The organism is Stenotrophomonas sp. STEN008, assembly GCF_056760435.1.
The window spans coordinates 145,247-161,239 of the sequence record NZ_JBRRET010000003.1; the positions used below are offsets into that span (position 1 = coordinate 145,247).

16 protein-coding genes and 1 pseudogene are annotated in these 15,993 nt (G+C 68.0%); 15 read left to right on the forward strand and 2 right to left on the reverse strand.

The annotated features are described in order from the left end of the window. The 3 genes from radA to ACVOME_RS02700 all read left to right on the forward strand — a co-directional run bounded on the left by radA (position 1) and on the right by ACVOME_RS02700 (position 5,787). Positions 1–1,377: a DNA repair protein RadA gene (radA, locus tag ACVOME_RS02690; RefSeq protein ID WP_481504690.1), complete on the forward strand. Its 1,377-nt coding sequence runs from the start codon at positions 1–3 to the stop codon at positions 1,375–1,377. Between the two features lie 198 nt (positions 1,378–1,575). Continuing rightward, a complete protein-coding gene (locus ACVOME_RS02695) occupies positions 1,576–3,432 on the forward strand; it encodes an ATP-binding protein (protein WP_164150734.1) in 1,857 nt (618 codons plus the stop codon). Between the two features lie 48 nt (positions 3,433–3,480). After that, positions 3,481–5,787 carry a hypothetical protein gene (locus tag ACVOME_RS02700; protein WP_481504691.1) on the forward strand — a complete coding sequence of 769 codons (2,307 nt, stop codon included), beginning with the start codon at positions 3,481–3,483 and terminating at the stop codon, positions 5,785–5,787. A gap of 79 nt (positions 5,788–5,866) precedes the next feature. On the opposite strand, the gene ACVOME_RS02705 is transcribed toward ACVOME_RS02700, so the two are convergent. After that, entirely contained in the window at positions 5,867–6,661 is a 795-nt protein-coding gene (locus ACVOME_RS02705; RefSeq protein WP_053518974.1) for a cytochrome C assembly family protein, read from the reverse strand. 122 nt (positions 6,662–6,783) lie between these two features. On the opposite strand from ACVOME_RS02705, the gene ffh reads away from it, so the two are divergent. From ffh to ACVOME_RS02755, 10 genes and pseudogenes are all read left to right on the forward strand, one after another. After that, positions 6,784–8,160 carry a signal recognition particle protein gene (ffh, locus tag ACVOME_RS02710; RefSeq protein WP_053518973.1) on the forward strand — a complete coding sequence of 459 codons (1,377 nt, stop codon included), beginning with the start codon at positions 6,784–6,786 and terminating at the stop codon, positions 8,158–8,160. 90 nt (positions 8,161–8,250) lie between these two features. Further along, positions 8,251–9,327, forward strand: a complete 1,077-nt coding sequence (locus ACVOME_RS02715) for an NAD(P)H-dependent flavin oxidoreductase (RefSeq protein WP_111186816.1) — start codon at positions 8,251–8,253, stop codon at positions 9,325–9,327. Then, positions 9,324–10,106 carry an aminotransferase class IV family protein gene (locus ACVOME_RS02720; RefSeq protein WP_481504692.1) on the forward strand — a complete coding sequence of 261 codons (783 nt, stop codon included), beginning with the start codon at positions 9,324–9,326 and terminating at the stop codon, positions 10,104–10,106. Before ACVOME_RS02715 ends, ACVOME_RS02720 begins: the two co-directional genes overlap by 4 nt. A gap of 136 nt (positions 10,107–10,242) precedes the next feature. Then, a complete protein-coding gene (gene rpsP / locus ACVOME_RS02725; RefSeq protein WP_005415733.1) occupies positions 10,243–10,503 on the forward strand; it encodes a 30S ribosomal protein S16 in 261 nt (86 codons plus the stop codon). A gap of 44 nt (positions 10,504–10,547) precedes the next feature. Further along, positions 10,548–11,060 carry a ribosome maturation factor RimM gene (gene rimM / locus ACVOME_RS02730; protein WP_053518968.1) on the forward strand — a complete coding sequence of 171 codons (513 nt, stop codon included), beginning with the start codon at positions 10,548–10,550 and terminating at the stop codon, positions 11,058–11,060. Positions 11,061–11,062: 2 nt separating this feature from the next. Next, on the forward strand, positions 11,063–11,821 hold the full coding sequence (gene trmD / locus ACVOME_RS02735; RefSeq protein WP_053518966.1) for a tRNA (guanosine(37)-N1)-methyltransferase TrmD: 759 nt from the start codon (positions 11,063–11,065) through the stop codon (positions 11,819–11,821). Positions 11,822–11,975: 154 nt separating this feature from the next. Next, positions 11,976–12,377, forward strand: a complete 402-nt coding sequence (gene rplS, locus ACVOME_RS02740; protein WP_053518963.1) for a 50S ribosomal protein L19 — start codon at positions 11,976–11,978, stop codon at positions 12,375–12,377. A gap of 82 nt (positions 12,378–12,459) precedes the next feature. Beyond that, a complete protein-coding gene (locus ACVOME_RS02745) occupies positions 12,460–12,840 on the forward strand; it encodes a DUF6404 family protein (RefSeq protein WP_065174641.1) in 381 nt (126 codons plus the stop codon). A 79-nt stretch (positions 12,841–12,919) separates the two neighbouring features. Next, positions 12,920–13,354, forward strand: a pseudogene (locus tag ACVOME_RS02750) (DUF1801 domain-containing protein). A gap of 38 nt (positions 13,355–13,392) precedes the next feature. Then, positions 13,393–13,800 carry a DUF1801 domain-containing protein gene (locus ACVOME_RS02755; protein WP_481504693.1) on the forward strand — a complete coding sequence of 136 codons (408 nt, stop codon included), beginning with the start codon at positions 13,393–13,395 and terminating at the stop codon, positions 13,798–13,800. A 19-nt stretch (positions 13,801–13,819) separates the two neighbouring features. On the opposite strand, the gene ACVOME_RS02760 is transcribed toward ACVOME_RS02755, so the two are convergent. Continuing rightward, positions 13,820–15,277 carry an MATE family efflux transporter gene (locus ACVOME_RS02760; protein ID WP_053518957.1) on the reverse strand — a complete coding sequence of 486 codons (1,458 nt, stop codon included), beginning with the start codon at positions 15,275–15,277 and terminating at the stop codon, positions 13,820–13,822. A gap of 62 nt (positions 15,278–15,339) precedes the next feature. Between ACVOME_RS02760 and ACVOME_RS02765 the strand changes: the two genes are divergently transcribed. Together ACVOME_RS02765 and ACVOME_RS02770 are read left to right on the forward strand one after the other, a co-directional pair. Continuing rightward, positions 15,340–15,576, forward strand: coding sequence for a hypothetical protein (locus tag ACVOME_RS02765; protein ID WP_053518955.1), 237 nt, complete (start codon positions 15,340–15,342; stop codon positions 15,574–15,576). A gap of 9 nt (positions 15,577–15,585) precedes the next feature. Further along, positions 15,586–15,993, forward strand: coding sequence for an RNA-binding S4 domain-containing protein (locus ACVOME_RS02770; RefSeq protein ID WP_053518953.1), 408 nt, complete (start codon positions 15,586–15,588; stop codon positions 15,991–15,993).

Sequence of the window (15,993 nt, forward strand, 5' to 3'; positions counted from 1 at the left end):
ATGGCAAAAGCCCGCACCGCCTACGTCTGCAATGAATGCGGCGCCGAGTACAGTAAATGGCAGGGCCAGTGCACCGAGTGCAATGCCTGGAATTCGCTGTCGGAAATCGTCCTGGAAAGCGCGGCGGCGGCCAAGGCGCCGGCATCGCGGCGGGCCGGCTGGGCGGGCAAGGTCGATCCGCCGAAGATCACCGCCCTGAAGGACGTGGAGCAGACCGAGCATCGCCGGGTCAGCACCGGCATCGGCGAGTTCGACCGTGTGCTTGGCGGCGGCCTGGTGGAGGGGGCGGTGGTGCTGGTCGGCGGCGATCCCGGCATCGGCAAGTCGACCCTGCTGCTGCAGGCGGTCGCCAGGATGGCGGCCGAGCTGCCGGTGCTCTACGTCACCGGCGAGGAGTCTTTGGCCCAGGTGGCCGGTCGCGCGCATCGGCTGGAACTGCCCCTGGATGGCGTCAACGCGCTCGCTGAAACCGGCGTCGAGTCGATCCTCCAGCACGCGGCCAAGGCCGGCCCGCGCCTGATCGTGGCCGACTCGGTGCAGACGCTGTGGACGGAAAGCCTGACCGCCGCACCGGGGTCGGTCAGCCAGGTGCGCGAGAGTGCCGCACGGCTGGTGCGTTTCGCCAAGGAAACCGGCACCGCCGTGTTCCTGGTCGGCCACGTCACCAAGGAAGGTGGCATCGCCGGCCCGCGTGTGCTGGAACACATGGTCGATGCGGTGCTGTACTTCGAAGGTGAAAGCGGCAGCCGCTTCCGGCTGCTGCGTGCGTTCAAGAACCGTTTCGGCGCGGTCAACGAGCTGGGCGTGTTCGCCATGGGCGACAAGGGCCTGAAGGAGGTCTCCAATCCGTCGGCCATCTTCCTGTCCGGTGGAAGTACGCACCAGCCCGGCAGCTGCGTGATGGTGACCCGTGAAGGAACCCGTCCACTGCTGGTGGAGGTACAGGCGCTGGTCGATGCGTCGTCGCTGTCCAACCCGCGCCGTGTCGCCGTAGGCTTGGAGCAGAACCGTCTGGCCATGCTGCTGGCGGTGCTGCACCGGCACGGCGGTGTGCTGGTGGGCGACCAGGATGTGTTCGTCAATGTCGTCGGCGGCATCCGCGTGCAGGAGACGGCCGCCGACCTCCCGGTGCTGCTGGCGGTGCTGTCTTCGCTGCAGGACCGGCCGTTGGCCGAGAAGACAATCGCCTTCGGCGAAGTGGGCCTGTCCGGCGAGATCCGCCCGGTGCCCAATGGTGAGGACCGGCTGCGCGAGGCGGCCACCCATGGTTTCAGGCGTGCGATCGTGCCGAAGGCCAATGCGCCCAAGGGGGGCTCGGTCAAGGGCATGGAGGTGATCGCCGTGGAGCGCCTGTCCGAGGCGATCGACGCAGCGTGATTCCGTCGGAGGCGCGCCGGCGGCCGCGATCCTGTTGAGCCGGCCCACGCGCGTCTGCTTCACCGGCGAAGGACCGCCGGGCATGGGCCAGACCCTGCAGACGTCAGATGCGGCTACGGTCAGCCTCGCTGTGCTAGTTTTTCCCGCTCGACGAAGGCGCCCTGTGGCGCCTTTCCGCGCCCAGGAGTAAACGATTACATGCAGGACCCCGCGCTTACCGCCCCCGCCGCCGAAATCCGCCGTGCGGGCGTCGACCTCAATGGACTGATGACGGTGCTGGGCAAGCACCTGTACTCCACGCCGATGGTGGCCCTGCGCGAGCTGGTGCAGAACGCGCATGACTCGATCATCCGCCGTCGCATCGAGCAGCCGGGCAGGGACGTGCCTTCCCGGATCTCCGTCCAGGTCGACGCCACCGCCGGCGTGCTGCGCATCAGCGATACCGGGGCGGGCCTGACCCGCCAGGAGATCCACGATTACCTGGCGACCGTCGGTGTCGGCTACACCCGTGGCCTGCGCCAGGGCGGCGCCGACGAGGATGGCCTGATCGGCATGTTCGGTCTCGGCTTCCTGTCGGCCTTCGTGCTGGCGCGTCGGGTCAGCGTTCGCACCACCTCCTACCAGACGCCGGAACTCGGCCATCTGTACGTGTCCAGCAATGCCGAGCAGTACACGGTCAGCGAAGTGCCCGCGCGCGAGATCGGAACCGAAGTGGAGCTGGAACTGCACCCCGACTTCCTGCCGCTGGCCAACGAAGCACGCCTGCACGAGGTGCTGGGGCGGTACTGCGCGCTGCTGTCCGAACCAATCTTCATCGGTGCCGCCACCTCGGCGATCAATCCGGAGCCGCCGCCGTGGCGGGCGCAGGGCGAGGTCGCGCTGCACCCGGTGCAGGCGCGCCGGCAGTCCCTGCAGTTCGCCGCGCGTTTCGAGCATGACTTCGAGCCCATCGTCACCCTGCCGCTGCGCGCCGATGGCGTCAGCGACGCCACGGGCCTGTTGTGGGTGCAGGATGGCGCCACCTATGGCACCAGTGACAACCGCAATCTGTCGGTGTTCGTGCGCGGCATGCTGCTGGACGACGATGCACGTGACCTGCTCCCGCCCTGGGCCGGCTTCATCGGTGGCGTGATCGAGTCCTCGCGGCTGACGCCCACCGCCAGTCGTGAGGATCTGCAGCGCGATGATCATTACCGCGCCGTGCAGCATGCCCTGCTGGAGGCGTTGATCGATGGCCTGGCCGAGGTCGCACGGCAGCAGCCTGAAGCCTGGCGCCGGGTGCTGGCCCGCCACAACGAAGCGCTGCTGGGCGCGGCGCTGTGTGATGACCGCCTGTTCGAACTGCTGGTGGAGCACGTGCGCGTGCCGACCTCGCAGGGCGATCTGCCGGCCAGCGCGCTGCCGGCACGCGGCGCCGTGCATGTGATCCTCGACAACGGTGGCGGTTTCGAAGAGATGCTGTTCCGTGCGATGGGGGTGCCGGTCGCGCATGGCCATCGTTATGCGGTGGTTCCGTTCCTGCGTCGCTGGGCCCAGGCCAAGGGCCTGCGCCTGGTGGAACTGGGCACCGAGCAGGGCAACCGCGCGCTGTTCCGTACCGATGACAGCCTCGATGAGGCGCAGCTGGCCTGGCTGCGTGAGCAGTTGGGCGATGGTGAGCAGCTGCTGCCGGCGCGCTTCAGTCCGGAGGCACTGCCGGTGGTGGTGGTGCCCGACCGCGAGGCCGAACTGAAGCAGCGGCTGGAGGACGACGAGAACGACAAGCGTGTGTCGATGGCCGCGCTGCGGCTGGCCCGCCAGTTCACTGCACGCATCGAATCGCGTGCACCGTCGCGGCTGTATCTCAACCTCGACAACACCGCGGTGCAGGCGCTGCTGCGCGCACAGCGCGAAGGCCACCCGCAGGCCGAAGCGGCTGCACGCCTGCTGCGCTCCCTGAAGATCATCGTCGCCGCGCAGGGCAGGCCCCTGGCGCGGACGACGGCAACCGCAGGCCCCGACCTCAATGGAGCCTTCACCGACATCGCGGGCGCGCTGCAGCAGATGCTGCGCTGACGCCCGCTCTCATCCAGCCTTCGCTAGACAGGAGCACGTAATCCCCTCATGGACATCTGGAACTGGGTAGAAAAACTGCAGGGCGACCTGCGCCAGGCCGGGCAGGCGCAGAACGCGCACCTGCTGAACCGCCTTGCAGACGACGTCAGCGAGCTGCAGGTCGACCGCGTCGATGCGCTGTTGCCCGAGGCGCGTGCGCTGGGCAAGGCGCTGGACAATCCCTGGGTCGATGTCTACGTCGGCCACTGGGCGCTGCGCAACCGCGTGGGCAACCGCGTCGAAGGTGAAAGTGCACTGGGCGAGGCGGTCGCGCTGTTCGAGCGTGCGCATCGCGAGGACACCCTGGAGTGCCCGCAGTCGATCTGCGTGACCCAGGATCTGGCCGCCTGCTACGGCAACATCGACGGCCCCGGCTGGGTGCCCGAACGGGTCGAGGTCTGCGACGAGACCCTGGCACGCATCGATCCGAGCTGGGCCTGCTTCCAGTGCCTGAGCTGCGAGAAGGCGGACGCGCTGCTGGACGACGGTCGGGGCCAGGAGGCGCTGGATTACCTGCAGGCACAGGCCGACGCGATCGAGGCCTGCGGCAAGGAGGTGTTCGACAGCTTCCCGGAGATGCAGATCAAGATCCTTCTGGGCCTGGGCCGCGCTGAGGAAGCGCTGGCGCTGATCGAAAAGCGGGAGGCCGAGGTGGTCGCTTCGGGCGAGTATGAGCCGGCCAACTGCACCGTGCCGCGCCGCCTGTCCAAGGCCTGGGCGCTGGCACAGCTGGGCCGCGACGAAGAAGCGCTGCAGCAGATGGTGCCGTGGAGCGAGCTGACGCCGAACTACTGGCGACTGTGGGCGAACACCGCCGCCGCGTTGTGCCGGCGCGATCCGGCGCGCAACACCTGGGACCTGGGTACGCGCTTCAACACCATCATCGAGCATTTCGCCCGCGTCGGTTCGCACCGGTTGTTGATCGAGGTGGCTGCACTCAGCCTGGAGCTGGCGCTGCAGCGGGGCGCGCGCTGGGTGGCGCAGCGGCAGCTGGGCCTGGCCCGTGCCCACCTTCCGCAGCTGCGCCAGGATCGCGGCGCGTCCGCGCTGGTGGCCGCCCTGGCCGCACGCGTGGAAAGCCTGCCGGAGGTGCCACCGTTGCCGGTGCCGGCCACGGAGCTGCTGGCGTGGCTGGAAGCGCGCGCGGAGCAGAGCCACCCGCGCGATCCCGAGCAGGAGGCGCAATGGTTGCTGCAGGCCCACGCACAGTTTCCCGATGATGAGCCGTTGGCCGACACGGCGGCTTCGGCGCTCAATGCCTGCGGCGCGCAGGCCGAAGCACGCGCACTGCTGTGGGACTTCGTGGCGGCGCATCCGCAGCACGATGGTGCAGCGGCCTACACGCTGATGCGGTGGCTGGCCGAACAGGGCGATGACGCGGGCCTGCGCCGGTTGGCGGATGTCTTCCGCGACAGCGTGCCGGTGTTCGCCCACTGGTGCGAGGTGCAGCGCGCGCGCCGGGTGTCCGACTGGCCGGCGTTGGAGCAGGCGGCAACGGCGCTGCTGGAGCTGTCGCCGGGATCGCATGGCGCGCGTGGCACGCTGGCCCGCATGTACATGGAGACCGGACGCTTCAGCGATGCCCAGGCCTGCTACGCGCAGCTGATCGAACTGCTGGAGGAGCCCAATGCCGCGCATTGGGACCACATGAGTGCCGCCAGCGCCGCGCATGACTGGGACGCCGTGCGGGGGTCGGCGGCGGCGATCGGCATGGAACTGTCCAGCACCGAGGGTGTGGTCGAAGAGCCGTGGGGCTGGGTGATCATCCGCAGCGAGGAAGAGGGCGAGCCGATGGAGTACTACGCCCGGCGCAGTGGCCCGGTGACCGCCCGCATCGTCGAGAACGCGCCGGCCAACCGCGCCCAGCAGGTGGGTGACTGGGTGGTGTTCGACGCGGCGCTGGTGCATCCGGCACCGGAAGACGAGGAGGCACGCGAGCACTTCATCCCGACCTACGCACAGGTGCATGTGCTGGAGCGTGGCGGCTTCGCCCGCAGCTGGCTGATCGACGGCGCCCATCCGGGTGAGGACGCCTGGAATGCCCTGGTCGAGGCGGTGGAGGCGCAGGGCTGGAAAATCTGGGCCCACAGCCGTCCCGACTACACCGTGACCGACCCGGAGGCCGAGGATGGCACGCTGCCGGGGCTGCTGTTCACCATCGCCCAGCCTCAGGATCACGCACCGCTCGCGCTGCACCGGTTCCTGCAGCAGGCCACCGCCGGCTGGGCACATCCGCTGTGCTGGCTGCGCCTGGCCGAAGCCTGCGACCAGGATCGCCAGCCGCATCTGGACGTGATCGAGCGGTACGGCCTGTAGGCACGCCTCGCTCGCCGGGGCATGGCCCGGCGCCACTGCTCTGCGCCGCCGGGCGATGCCCGGCGGACCTGTCATCCGATCAACGGGAGTGTCCGAACACCAGCTCGATCGCGAACTGGCTGCCGAAGAAGGCCAGCAGCAGCAACAGCATGGCCGTCAATGTCCAGTGCACCGCCTTCACCCCGCGCCAGCCGTAGCGGCGGCGGCCGATCAGCAGCACGCCGAAAACGATCCACGACAGCACGCTCAGTACGGTCTTGTGCACCAGCTTCTGTGCAAGCAGGTCATCGACGAACAGGACGCCGGTGACCAGGGTCAGCGTGAGCAGGGCGAAGCCCACCGCGATGACCCGGAACAGCAGCGCTTCCAGATCGGCCAGCGGGGGCAGGGCGCGCAGCCAGGGCCGGAATTCGCGGCGGCGCAGCGCGCGTTCCTGCAGCCACAGCATGATCGCCAGCAATGCCGCGATGCTCAGCGTGGCGTAGGCCAGCAGGGCCAGCCAGGCATGGCTGGCCAACCGCCAGCCCAGCACCTTGCTCGGCTCGTGGCCATAGCCGTGATAGGCCAGCAGCAACAGTGCCGCGAGCGGAAACACCACCACGCCCAGCGCGGACATGCGGCCGCGTGCACCCACCAGCGACGTCAGCCAGGCCATGCCCAGGCCGACCAGCGACAGCGCCGCGAAGAAATGCATGTCCGGCCCGCCGTTCGTGCGCATCGCCACCATCACGTGATAGCCGCCATGCAGCACGATGGCTGGCAGCGCCGGCCACAGCCAGGCGGGCGAACCTACGGCACCATCGCGGCCGAGCGCGCGCACCAGCAGGACGCTGGCGGCCAGGTAGAGCAGGACGGCGATGAGAACGATTGTCATCGTGGCAGTTTCGCATACCCCCGGGGTGCTGGCGACGGCCGCCGTGTCGCAGCCCGGGAGCAGGGGCGGACCGGCTATACTGTGTGCCTTATTGTCCCCCGTTTTCAGACAGGTCGCACCGCATGTTCGAGTCCCTGACCCAGCGCCTTTCCGGCACCATCGAGCGCCTGCGCGGCCGTGGCCGCCTGACCGAGGAGAACATCCGCGAGGCCACCCGCGAGGTCCGCATCGCGCTGCTCGAGGCCGATGTCGCGCTGCCGGTGGTACAGGCGCTGATCGAGCGCATCAAGGTGCGCGCCGTTGGCCAGGAAGTGTTGAAGTCGCTGACCCCCGGCCAGGCGCTGATCAAGGTCGTCCGCGACGAGCTGACCGCGGTGATGGGCGCTGAAGCCAGCGACCTGAACCTCAACGTGCCGGCGCCGGCCATCATCCTGATGGCGGGCCTGCAGGGCGCCGGCAAGACCACGACCGTGGGCAAGCTGGCCAAGCACCTGAAGGAAAAGCGCAAGAAGAAGGTGATGGTGGTCTCGGCCGACGTCTACCGTCCGGCGGCGATCGAGCAGCTGAAGACCCTGGCCGAACAGGTCGGCGTGCTGTTCTTCCCGTCCAGCGCCGACCAGAAGCCGGAAGCCATCGTCCGCGCCGCCATCGACGATGCGCGCAAGTCGTTCGTCGACGTGCTGCTGGTCGATACCGCCGGCCGCCTGGCCATCGACGAAGCGATGATGGCCGAGATCAAGGCCCTGCACGCAGCGGTCAACCCGGCCGAGACTCTGTTCGTGGTCGATGCCATGACCGGCCAGGACGCGGCCAACACCGCCAAGGCCTTCGGGGATGCGCTGCCGCTGACCGGCGTGGTGCTGACCAAGACCGACGGTGACGCCCGTGGCGGTGCCGCCCTGAGTGTGCGCTACATCACCGGCAAGCCGATCAAGTTCGTCGGTGTCAGCGAAAAGCCGGACGGCCTGGATGTGTTCCATCCGGACCGCATCGCCAGCCGCATCCTGGACATGGGCGATGTGCTGTCGCTGGTCGAGCAGGTCGAGCAGCAGGTTGACAAGGACAAGGCGGCCAAGCTGGCCGAGAAGGTCGCCAAGGGCAAGAAGTTCGACCTGAACGACATGCGCGACCAGCTGGAGCAGATGCAGAACATGGGCGGCATCGGCGGCCTGATGGACAAGCTGCCGGGCCTGGGCAACATCCCGGACCACCTCAAGCAGCAGGTCAGCCAGGGCAAGGAAGTGCCCCGCATGATCGCCATCATCAGTTCGATGACCAAGAAGGAACGGCGCAACCCGAACCTGCTCAACGGCTCGCGCCGCGCGCGCATCGCCAAGGGCTCGGGCGTGACTCCGGCCGACGTCAACAAGCTCATGAAGCAGTACATGCAGATGGAAAAGATGATGAGCAAAATGGCCGGCGGCGGCATGAAGGGCATGATGCGCAGCATGAAGGGCATGATGGGCGCCATGGGTGGCCGCGGCATGCCGTTCCGTTGATCAACATCGGGGGCGGAACCTGTTCGGATCCGACCCCGCCTGCAACGACTGGCGTATGCTGGGCGGCGACCTCTCCCGCAGGTATGTCGCGTGAACGCATCGCCGATTCTTGAACGCGCCGACGCCTTCTGTCGGCGTTTTTCATTGCAGCTTCCGATCCTCCTCGCCCCCATGGCCGGTGCCTGTCCGGTGCCGTTGTCGGCGGCGCTGGCCAATGCCGGCAGCATGGGCGCAATGGGCGCGGTGCTCTCCTCGGCCGCCGATATCGGGCGGTGGATGGATGAGTTCCGGGCCATCTCCACCGGCCCGGCGCAGGTGAACCTGTGGTTGCCGGACCCGGCGCCGACGCGCGACGTGGTCGCCGAATCCGCCAGCCGTGCCTTCCTCGCGCAGTGGGGACCGGAGGTGCCGGCCAGTGCGGCCGATGCCACGCCAGCCGATTTCGAGGACCAGTTCGCTGCGTTGCTGGCCGCGCGCCCGGCGGTGGCCTCGACCATCATGGGCGTGCTTTCCCCCGCGCATGTGCAGCGGTTGAAGGACGCCGGCATTGCCTGGATCGCCTGTGCCACCACGCTGGCCGAAGCGCGGGCTGCACAGGACGCCGGGGCCGATGCGGTGGTGGCACAGGGGGCTGAAGCCGGTGGCCATCGCGGGGCCTTCGATCCGGCGCTGGCCGAACGCCAGCTGGTCGGCCTGTTCGCACTGCTGCCGCGGCTGGCGGACCATCTTCAAATTCCGGTGATCGCGGCCGGTGGCATCGCCGACGGGCGTGGCATCGCCGCGGCATTGACGCTGGGTGCCAGCGCGGTGCAGATCGGCACCGCGTTCCTGCGCACACCGGAGGCAGCACTGGCGCCGGCCTGGGCCGACGCGCTGGCGATCACGGAACCGGAGGATACCTGGCCGACGCGCGCGTTCAGTGGCCGACTGGGCCGCGGCCTGGCAACGCCCTATGTACGCGCCGCTGCGGCGGCCGGTGCGCCGGCTCCGCGCCCGTACCCGGTACAGCGTGGACTGACCGGGCCGATGCGCGCGCAGGCCACACGCGAGAACCGGCTGGCGGCGATGCAGGCCTGGGCCGGGCAAGCGGCGTGGATGGCGCCGGCCCAGCCGGCCGCCGACGTGCTGCGCGGCATGTGGGAACAGGCGCAGGCGCTGCTGCGATGATGCTGACCTGCAACGGCCAGCCGGCGCAGGTGGAGGATCTGCTGCCGGCGCTGGTGAATTACGGTCACTTCACCTCGCTGCAGGTGCGTGGCGGAGCAGTGCAGGGATTGGACCTGCATCTGGCTCGACTGTCGCAGGCCACACGTGAACTGTTCGGCAGCGAGCTGGACACGGCGCAGGTGCGCGGCTGGATGGCGCAGGCGCTGCAGAGGGCCGGTCTTGCCGACGCCTCGCTGCGGGTGACGGTGTTCTCGCGTCACTTCGACTTCCGCGATCCACTGGCCCGCGTGGCGGTCGATGTGCTGGTGGCGGTATCCGCGCCGGTATCGCTGTCCGCGCCGCGGCGCGTGCGCAGCGTCACCTGGCAGCGGGAGCTGCCGCAGATCAAGCACGTCGGCACGTTCGGCCTGTTCGCGCAGCGGCGCGCGGCGATGGCCGACGGGTTTGACGACGCGCTTTTCGTGGACACGCAGGGGCACGTCAGCGAGGGCACGACCTGGAACGTGGCCGTGCATGATGGGCACCAGCTGATCTGGCCACGCGCCGCCGCGCTGCGGGGTACCGCAGAGGCCCTGCTGCGTGCGCATTGGAACGGACCGCAGGTGTGCCGGCCCTTGCCGGCAGGCGCGTTGCAAGGCGTGCAGGCTGCGTTTGCCTGCAACGCCAGCGGACTCTGGGCGCTGCAGAGCATTGATGGGCGGGCCCTGGGTGGCTCGCTGGCGTTGGCTGAACAGGGCAGGGCGGTACTGGCCGGTGTGCCCTGGCAGCCGCTTTCCTGAACGGATGCATGGCCTGCCGGCCGCCGTGCATGGCCCGGCGCTACCGTGACGCGTGGGGTTGGCTCGGCCACGCTCTGCCGCTATAATCGCCCGCTTACCTCGCCATCCTGGCGACTGGGCAATAGGAAAACACACCATGGTCAAGATTCGACTGACCCGCGGCGGCGCCAAGAAGCGTCCGTTCTACCACATCATCGTCACCGACGTGCGCAGCGCGCGCGACGGCCGCAACATCGAGCGCGTTGGCTTCTACAACCCGGTCGCCCAGGGCGCCGAGAAGCGCATCGAGCTGGATCTGGCCCGCGTTGACCATTGGGTCAAGAACGGCGCCCAGCCGACCGACAAGGTCCGCAACCTGATCAAGGAAGCGACCAAGTCCCAGGCCGCTGCGGCCTGATCCTGACGGGCCACGCTCCGGCGTGGCCCTCCTGGTTGAAGCAGATGAAAGATATCGAGCGCCGCATCCTGCTGGGCAGGATTGTCGGCGCTTTTGGTGTGCGCGGCGAGATCAAGCTCGAGTCCTGGACCGAGCCACGTTCCGCCATTTTCCGTTACCAGCCATGGATCGTGCGCAGTCCGTCCGGCGTGGAGACCACGATTGAAGGTGTGCGGGGCCGCGACAGCGGCAAGCACCTGGTCGCGCGTTTCCCCGGCGTCGAGGACCGTGACGCGGTCGAAGCCATGCGTGGCACCGAGATCTACGTGCCGCGCAGCGCGCTGCCGCCGCCGAATCCGGATGAATATTACTGGGTCGACCTGGAAGGCCTGGACGTGAAGACGACCGAGGGCGTTGCCCTGGGCCAGGTCTCGCACCTGTTCAGCACCGGCGCCAACGACGTGGTGGTGGTCCGTGGCGACCGCGAGCGGATGATCCCGTTCGTGCTGCCGGACTTTGTCGTTTCGGTGGACTTCGAGGCGAACCTGGTCGTGGTCGACTGGGATCCCGAGTTCTGAGCATGCGTTTCGACGTCATCACCCTGTTCCCCGAGTTCCTCGCCCAGTCTGCTGGACTGGGCGTGGTCGGGCGCGCGCAGGAGAAAGGGTTGTTCAGCCTTCACGGCTGGAATCCCCGTGATTACGCCGAAGGCAACTACCGCCGGGTGGACGACCGTCCCTTCGGCGGTGGCCCGGGCATGGTGATGCTGATCGAACCGCTGCAGGCCTGCCTGCAGGCGATCCGCAATGCCGATCCGACCCCGGCCAGGGTGATCTACCTCAGCCCGCAGGGGGCGCCGTTGACCCAGGCCAAGGTCCGTGAACTGGCGGCGCTGCCGCGCATGGTCCTGCTCTGTGGGCGCTACGAAGGCATCGACGAGCGCTTCCTGGAAGCCAATGTCGACGAGGAGATTTCCCTCGGCGACTACGTGCTGTCCGGCGGCGAGCTGGGCGCAGCGGTCATCATCGACGCCGTGGCCCGCCTGCAGGAGGGGGCCCTGAACGACGCTGAATCGGCGGCACAGGACAGCTTCGAGGGCGACCTCGGCCTGCTCGACTGCCCGCATTACAGCCAGCCGGCCCAGCACCCGCTGGGTGACGTGCCGGAGGTGCTGCGCTCGGGCAACCACGCGGCCATTGCCGCCTGGCGCCGCCAGCAGTCCCTGGTCCGCACCGCCCAGCGGCGCCCGGACCTGCTGGATGAACAGGCGCTGGGCAAGACCGACCGCAAACTGCTGGAGCAGGGCCGTCAGGCCCGGAAACAAAAGGCCAGCCCCTAGCGCAGGGCTGGCGTTATCGGCTATCATGGCCAATTCCCGCCGGCCCCGGCTGGCGTGCGCAGTACCCAAAACAAACGTGCAGCACAGTCCGGTGACTGCATGAGCCTACGTTGTCGAATCGACACGCCCACCCGAACAAGAATCGGTGTAACCCATGAGCAAGCTGAACAAGTCCATCGTCGCGGAATTCGAATCCGCCCAGATCACCCGCGAACTGCCGAAGTTCAGCCAGGGCGACACCGTTGTCGTCAACGTGAAGGTGAAGGAAGGCAACCGTGAGCGCGTGCAGGCCTACGAAGGCGTTGTGATCGGCACCAAGAATGCCGGCCTGAACTCCTCGTTCACCGTCCGCAAGATCTCGCACGGCTACGGCGTCGAGCGCGTCTTCCAGACCCACAGCGCCATCATCGACTCGGTCGAAGTGAAGCGCCGCGGCAAGGTCCGCGCCGGCAAGCTGTACTACCTGCGTGGCCTGGAAGGCAAGGCTGCCCGCATCAAGGAAGACCTGGCTGCCGCTGCGCAGGCCAAGGCTGCCCGTCTGGCCGAAAAGGCCTGATAGACAACTCCGGTTGTTGCCGCGACGGCCGCCTTCGGGCGGCCGTTTGCGTTTGTGCTCCTGCATCCGCTAGGTTCGTGCGATGAACAAGAACGACCTGCGCTATCCCGACCGCATCCGCGCGGCGCTTCGTCTGCTGGACGACAAGGGGCTGCCGCGCGCGCAGTCCGCACCGTTGCTGCATCGGATGCTGTGGCGGATGGGCGTCGCTGTGCCGCCGCCGATCCTGGCCGGTTTCCGCATCAACGCGCTGGTGCAGGGGCTGCTGTTCGGCCTGTTCTGGTGCGCCCTGATGTGGCTGCTGCTGTGGCAGGGCGGTGAGCGTCCACTCGGCCTGCTGCTGGGTGCCGGATTGCTGGCGGGCGGCCTGTTCGGTGTGGTGATGGCGCTCCTGATGCGCTCGCTTCAACGCCAACGACAGCTGCCCGAATGGCGCCAGTTCCTGGCCTCGCTGGCGGACTGAAGCGATGGCGCAGTGCGCCGTGACCGCAGGCTGCCGATGGCGCTAGTCTGCGGCTTCATTCCCATGCATGCGCCGTGCGATGCCTTCCAAGCGAGCCGCACCTTCCACTGCACCCAGGCTCCTGTCCGGGGGAAATCCGCAGATCGCCAAGGGCGAGGGTGATGCGCCGGTGTAGGCGTACATCGCCGCCATGCCGGACTGGAAGCAGCCCATCGGCGCACGCCTCGACGCACTGATCGGCCAAGCCGTGCCCGGCGTGCACAAGGCGGTGAAGTGGAACTCGCCGATGTACGCGGTGGCCGCCGATGCCGGCTGGTTCCTCAGCTTCCATTGCTTCGCCCGTTACATCAAGGTTGCGTTCTTCCGCGGCGCGGCCCTGCAACCGATGCCACCGGAGCCGTCCAGAAGCGCCGATACCCGCTACCTGCACATCACGCAGGAGGGCATGCTGGATGAAGCGCAGTTCCTCGAGTGGGTCCGCCAGGCCGCTGCATTGCCCGGCGAACGCATGTAAGCCCGCCATTCCGGACGTTCCGCCGACGAGAGCACACGATGACCACGCATGCACCGAACCCCGACGACGCCGGAACACCCGCGGCCGCACTGATCGATGCGCGCATCGCGGAACTGGGTGACTGGCGCGGTGAAACGCTGGCACGCGTTCGGGCGCTGATCCATGAAGCGCTGCCGGAGGTGCAGGAAACCTGGAAATGGCGGGGCACACCGGTATGGGAGCATCACGGCATCCTGTGCACCGGTGAGACCTACAAGCAGGCAGTGAAGCTGACCTTCGCCCAGGGGGCGGCCTTGCCGGACCCGAAGCGCCTGTTCAACGCCAGCCTGGAAGGCAACACGCGGCGCGCGATCGACATCCATGAAGGCACCATGCCCGATGCCACGGCGTTCAAGGCCCTGATGCGCGCGGCGGCCAAGCACAACGCCGCGAAGAACAAGCGGTAGCACCGGGCCATGCCCGGCGCTACCGGGTCACGGCATCCGGGTCCGCCACCGGTGACGGCGGGCAGGCGGGAATCTCCGACGGTGTGGCAATCGCCTCGGCCTTCGCGGGTGTGCTGATCATCTTCGCCTTCCGCCATCCCCCCCAGCGGTAGTACGCCAGCGACAGCAGCATCGACACCAGAGAACTGACCGGGAAACTCCACCAGATCGCATCTGCGCCCCAATAGGGCTGCAGCAGTTCGGCGAACGGAACGCGCACGCCCCACAGTGACGCGGCCAGGATCAGCAGTGGTGGAATCACCGCACCCGTCGAGCGCACCACGCCGGAAATCACGAAGCTCACGCCGAAGAACAGGAACGAGCCGACCACCACATGGTTGAGGTGGCGCGCGATCTGCAGCGACTCGCTGCCCTGCGGCAGGAACAGGGCCAGCGAGTACTGGTCCAGCAGCACCAGCGGCAGGATCAACGCACCGGTCAGCAGGAAATTGAACAGCACGCCCTTGCGTGCGGTGCCGCGGACGCGATCCCACTGCTGGGCACCCACGTTCTGTGCGGCCATCGTCGAACAGGCCGCGCCGATCGCCATCGCCGGCATCTGCACGTAGTTCCACAATTGCAACGAGGCGCCATAGGCCGCCGCGGTTTCGGTGCCGTACTGGTTGACCATGGTCATCAGCAGGATCACCGACAGCGAGATCAGCACCATCTGCAGGCCCATCGGCACGCCTTTGACCACCAGTGCCTTGAGGATGGTCAGGTCCAGCTTGAACAGGCGCATGTCGGCGCGACCCAGCCACAGCGTGTGGCGCTTGTGCCGCATGTACAGCAGCAGGCCGCCCAGCGAGAGGGTCTGCGACACCAGCGTGGCCCAGGCCGAACCGGCGATGCCCAGCTCCGGGAACGGACCCATGCCGAAGATCAGTACCGGATTCAATGCGATGTCCAGCACGACCGACAGCAGCAGGAAGCGGAACGGCGTACGCGAGTCACCGGCACCGCGCAGCGCGGCGCTGAGGAAGGCAAAGGCATACAACGTCGGCATTGCCAGGAAGATGATGCGCAGATAGGCCTCGGCCAGTGGCAGCGAGGCCGCCGGCGTGCCCATCGCCGCCAGCAGCGGATGGGCCATGAACCAGCCGGCGATGGCGATGATCGCCGACAGGCCGATGAAGAACGTGGCACTGGTGCCGACCACGCGCCGTGCCTGGGCGATATCCCGTGCACCGATGGCCTGGCCGATCAGGATGGTGGAGGCCATGCCGAAGCCGAACACCGAACCGATCAGGAAGAACATGATGTTGTTGGCGTTCGCGGTGGCGGTCAGTGCCGCTTCGCCGAGGAAGCGCCCGACCCATACCGCGTTCACCGAACCGTTCAGCGACTGCGCGATGTTGCCCGCCAGGATCGGCAGCGAGAACAGCAGGAGATTGCGGCCGATCGGGCCGGCGGTCAGGTCAAGCGGCGCTTTGGCCATGGGGTGGTGATCGAATCCCGGGAGGCGCACACTAGCACCAAGCCGGTTCGCGGGATGTGGCAATGCATCAACGACAGCAGGTGAGGTCGATGACGTTGGCCTTGATTGGCGGCCTGTTGGCCGCATGTTCGTCGGGAGACCGGCTGGGCGATACCCAGGTGCGGCCGACCGACCGCCCCGAATGTCTGGTCGGCAGCCAGCGCCAGGATCTCGCTGCCGGAGCACCGACCCTGATCGGGGGCAGCGGCTGCCGCACCGACCCCGACAATCCGCGCCCCCTGAACAAGCGAACGGAGTAGTACCTGCCGATGCCTGAGCTTTCCCCGCTGTCGCCCAGTGTCCGTCTGGACATCTGGTTGTGGGCGGCCCGTTTCTTCAAGACCCGCAGCCTGGCCAAGCAGGCCATCGAAACCGGCAAGGTCAGCGTGGCCGGTCAGCGGCCGAAGTCCTCGCGCGCGGTGCGCGTGGGTGAGCACCTGCAGGTCGATCGCGGCGAGGAGCATTTCGAGATCCAGGTGATGGGCCTGAGCGACCAGCGCGGGCCTGCCCCGGTCGCGCACCAGCTGTATGCCGAGAGCGAGGCCTCGAAGGCACGGCGCGCCGAGCAGCGCGCACTGCGCATCGCCGCGCGCGACGGCTTCCAGCCACCGGAGCACAAGCCGGACAAGCGCGCGCGGCGTCTGATCCGCGCGCTGGGCGACATCGACGCGCTGTAA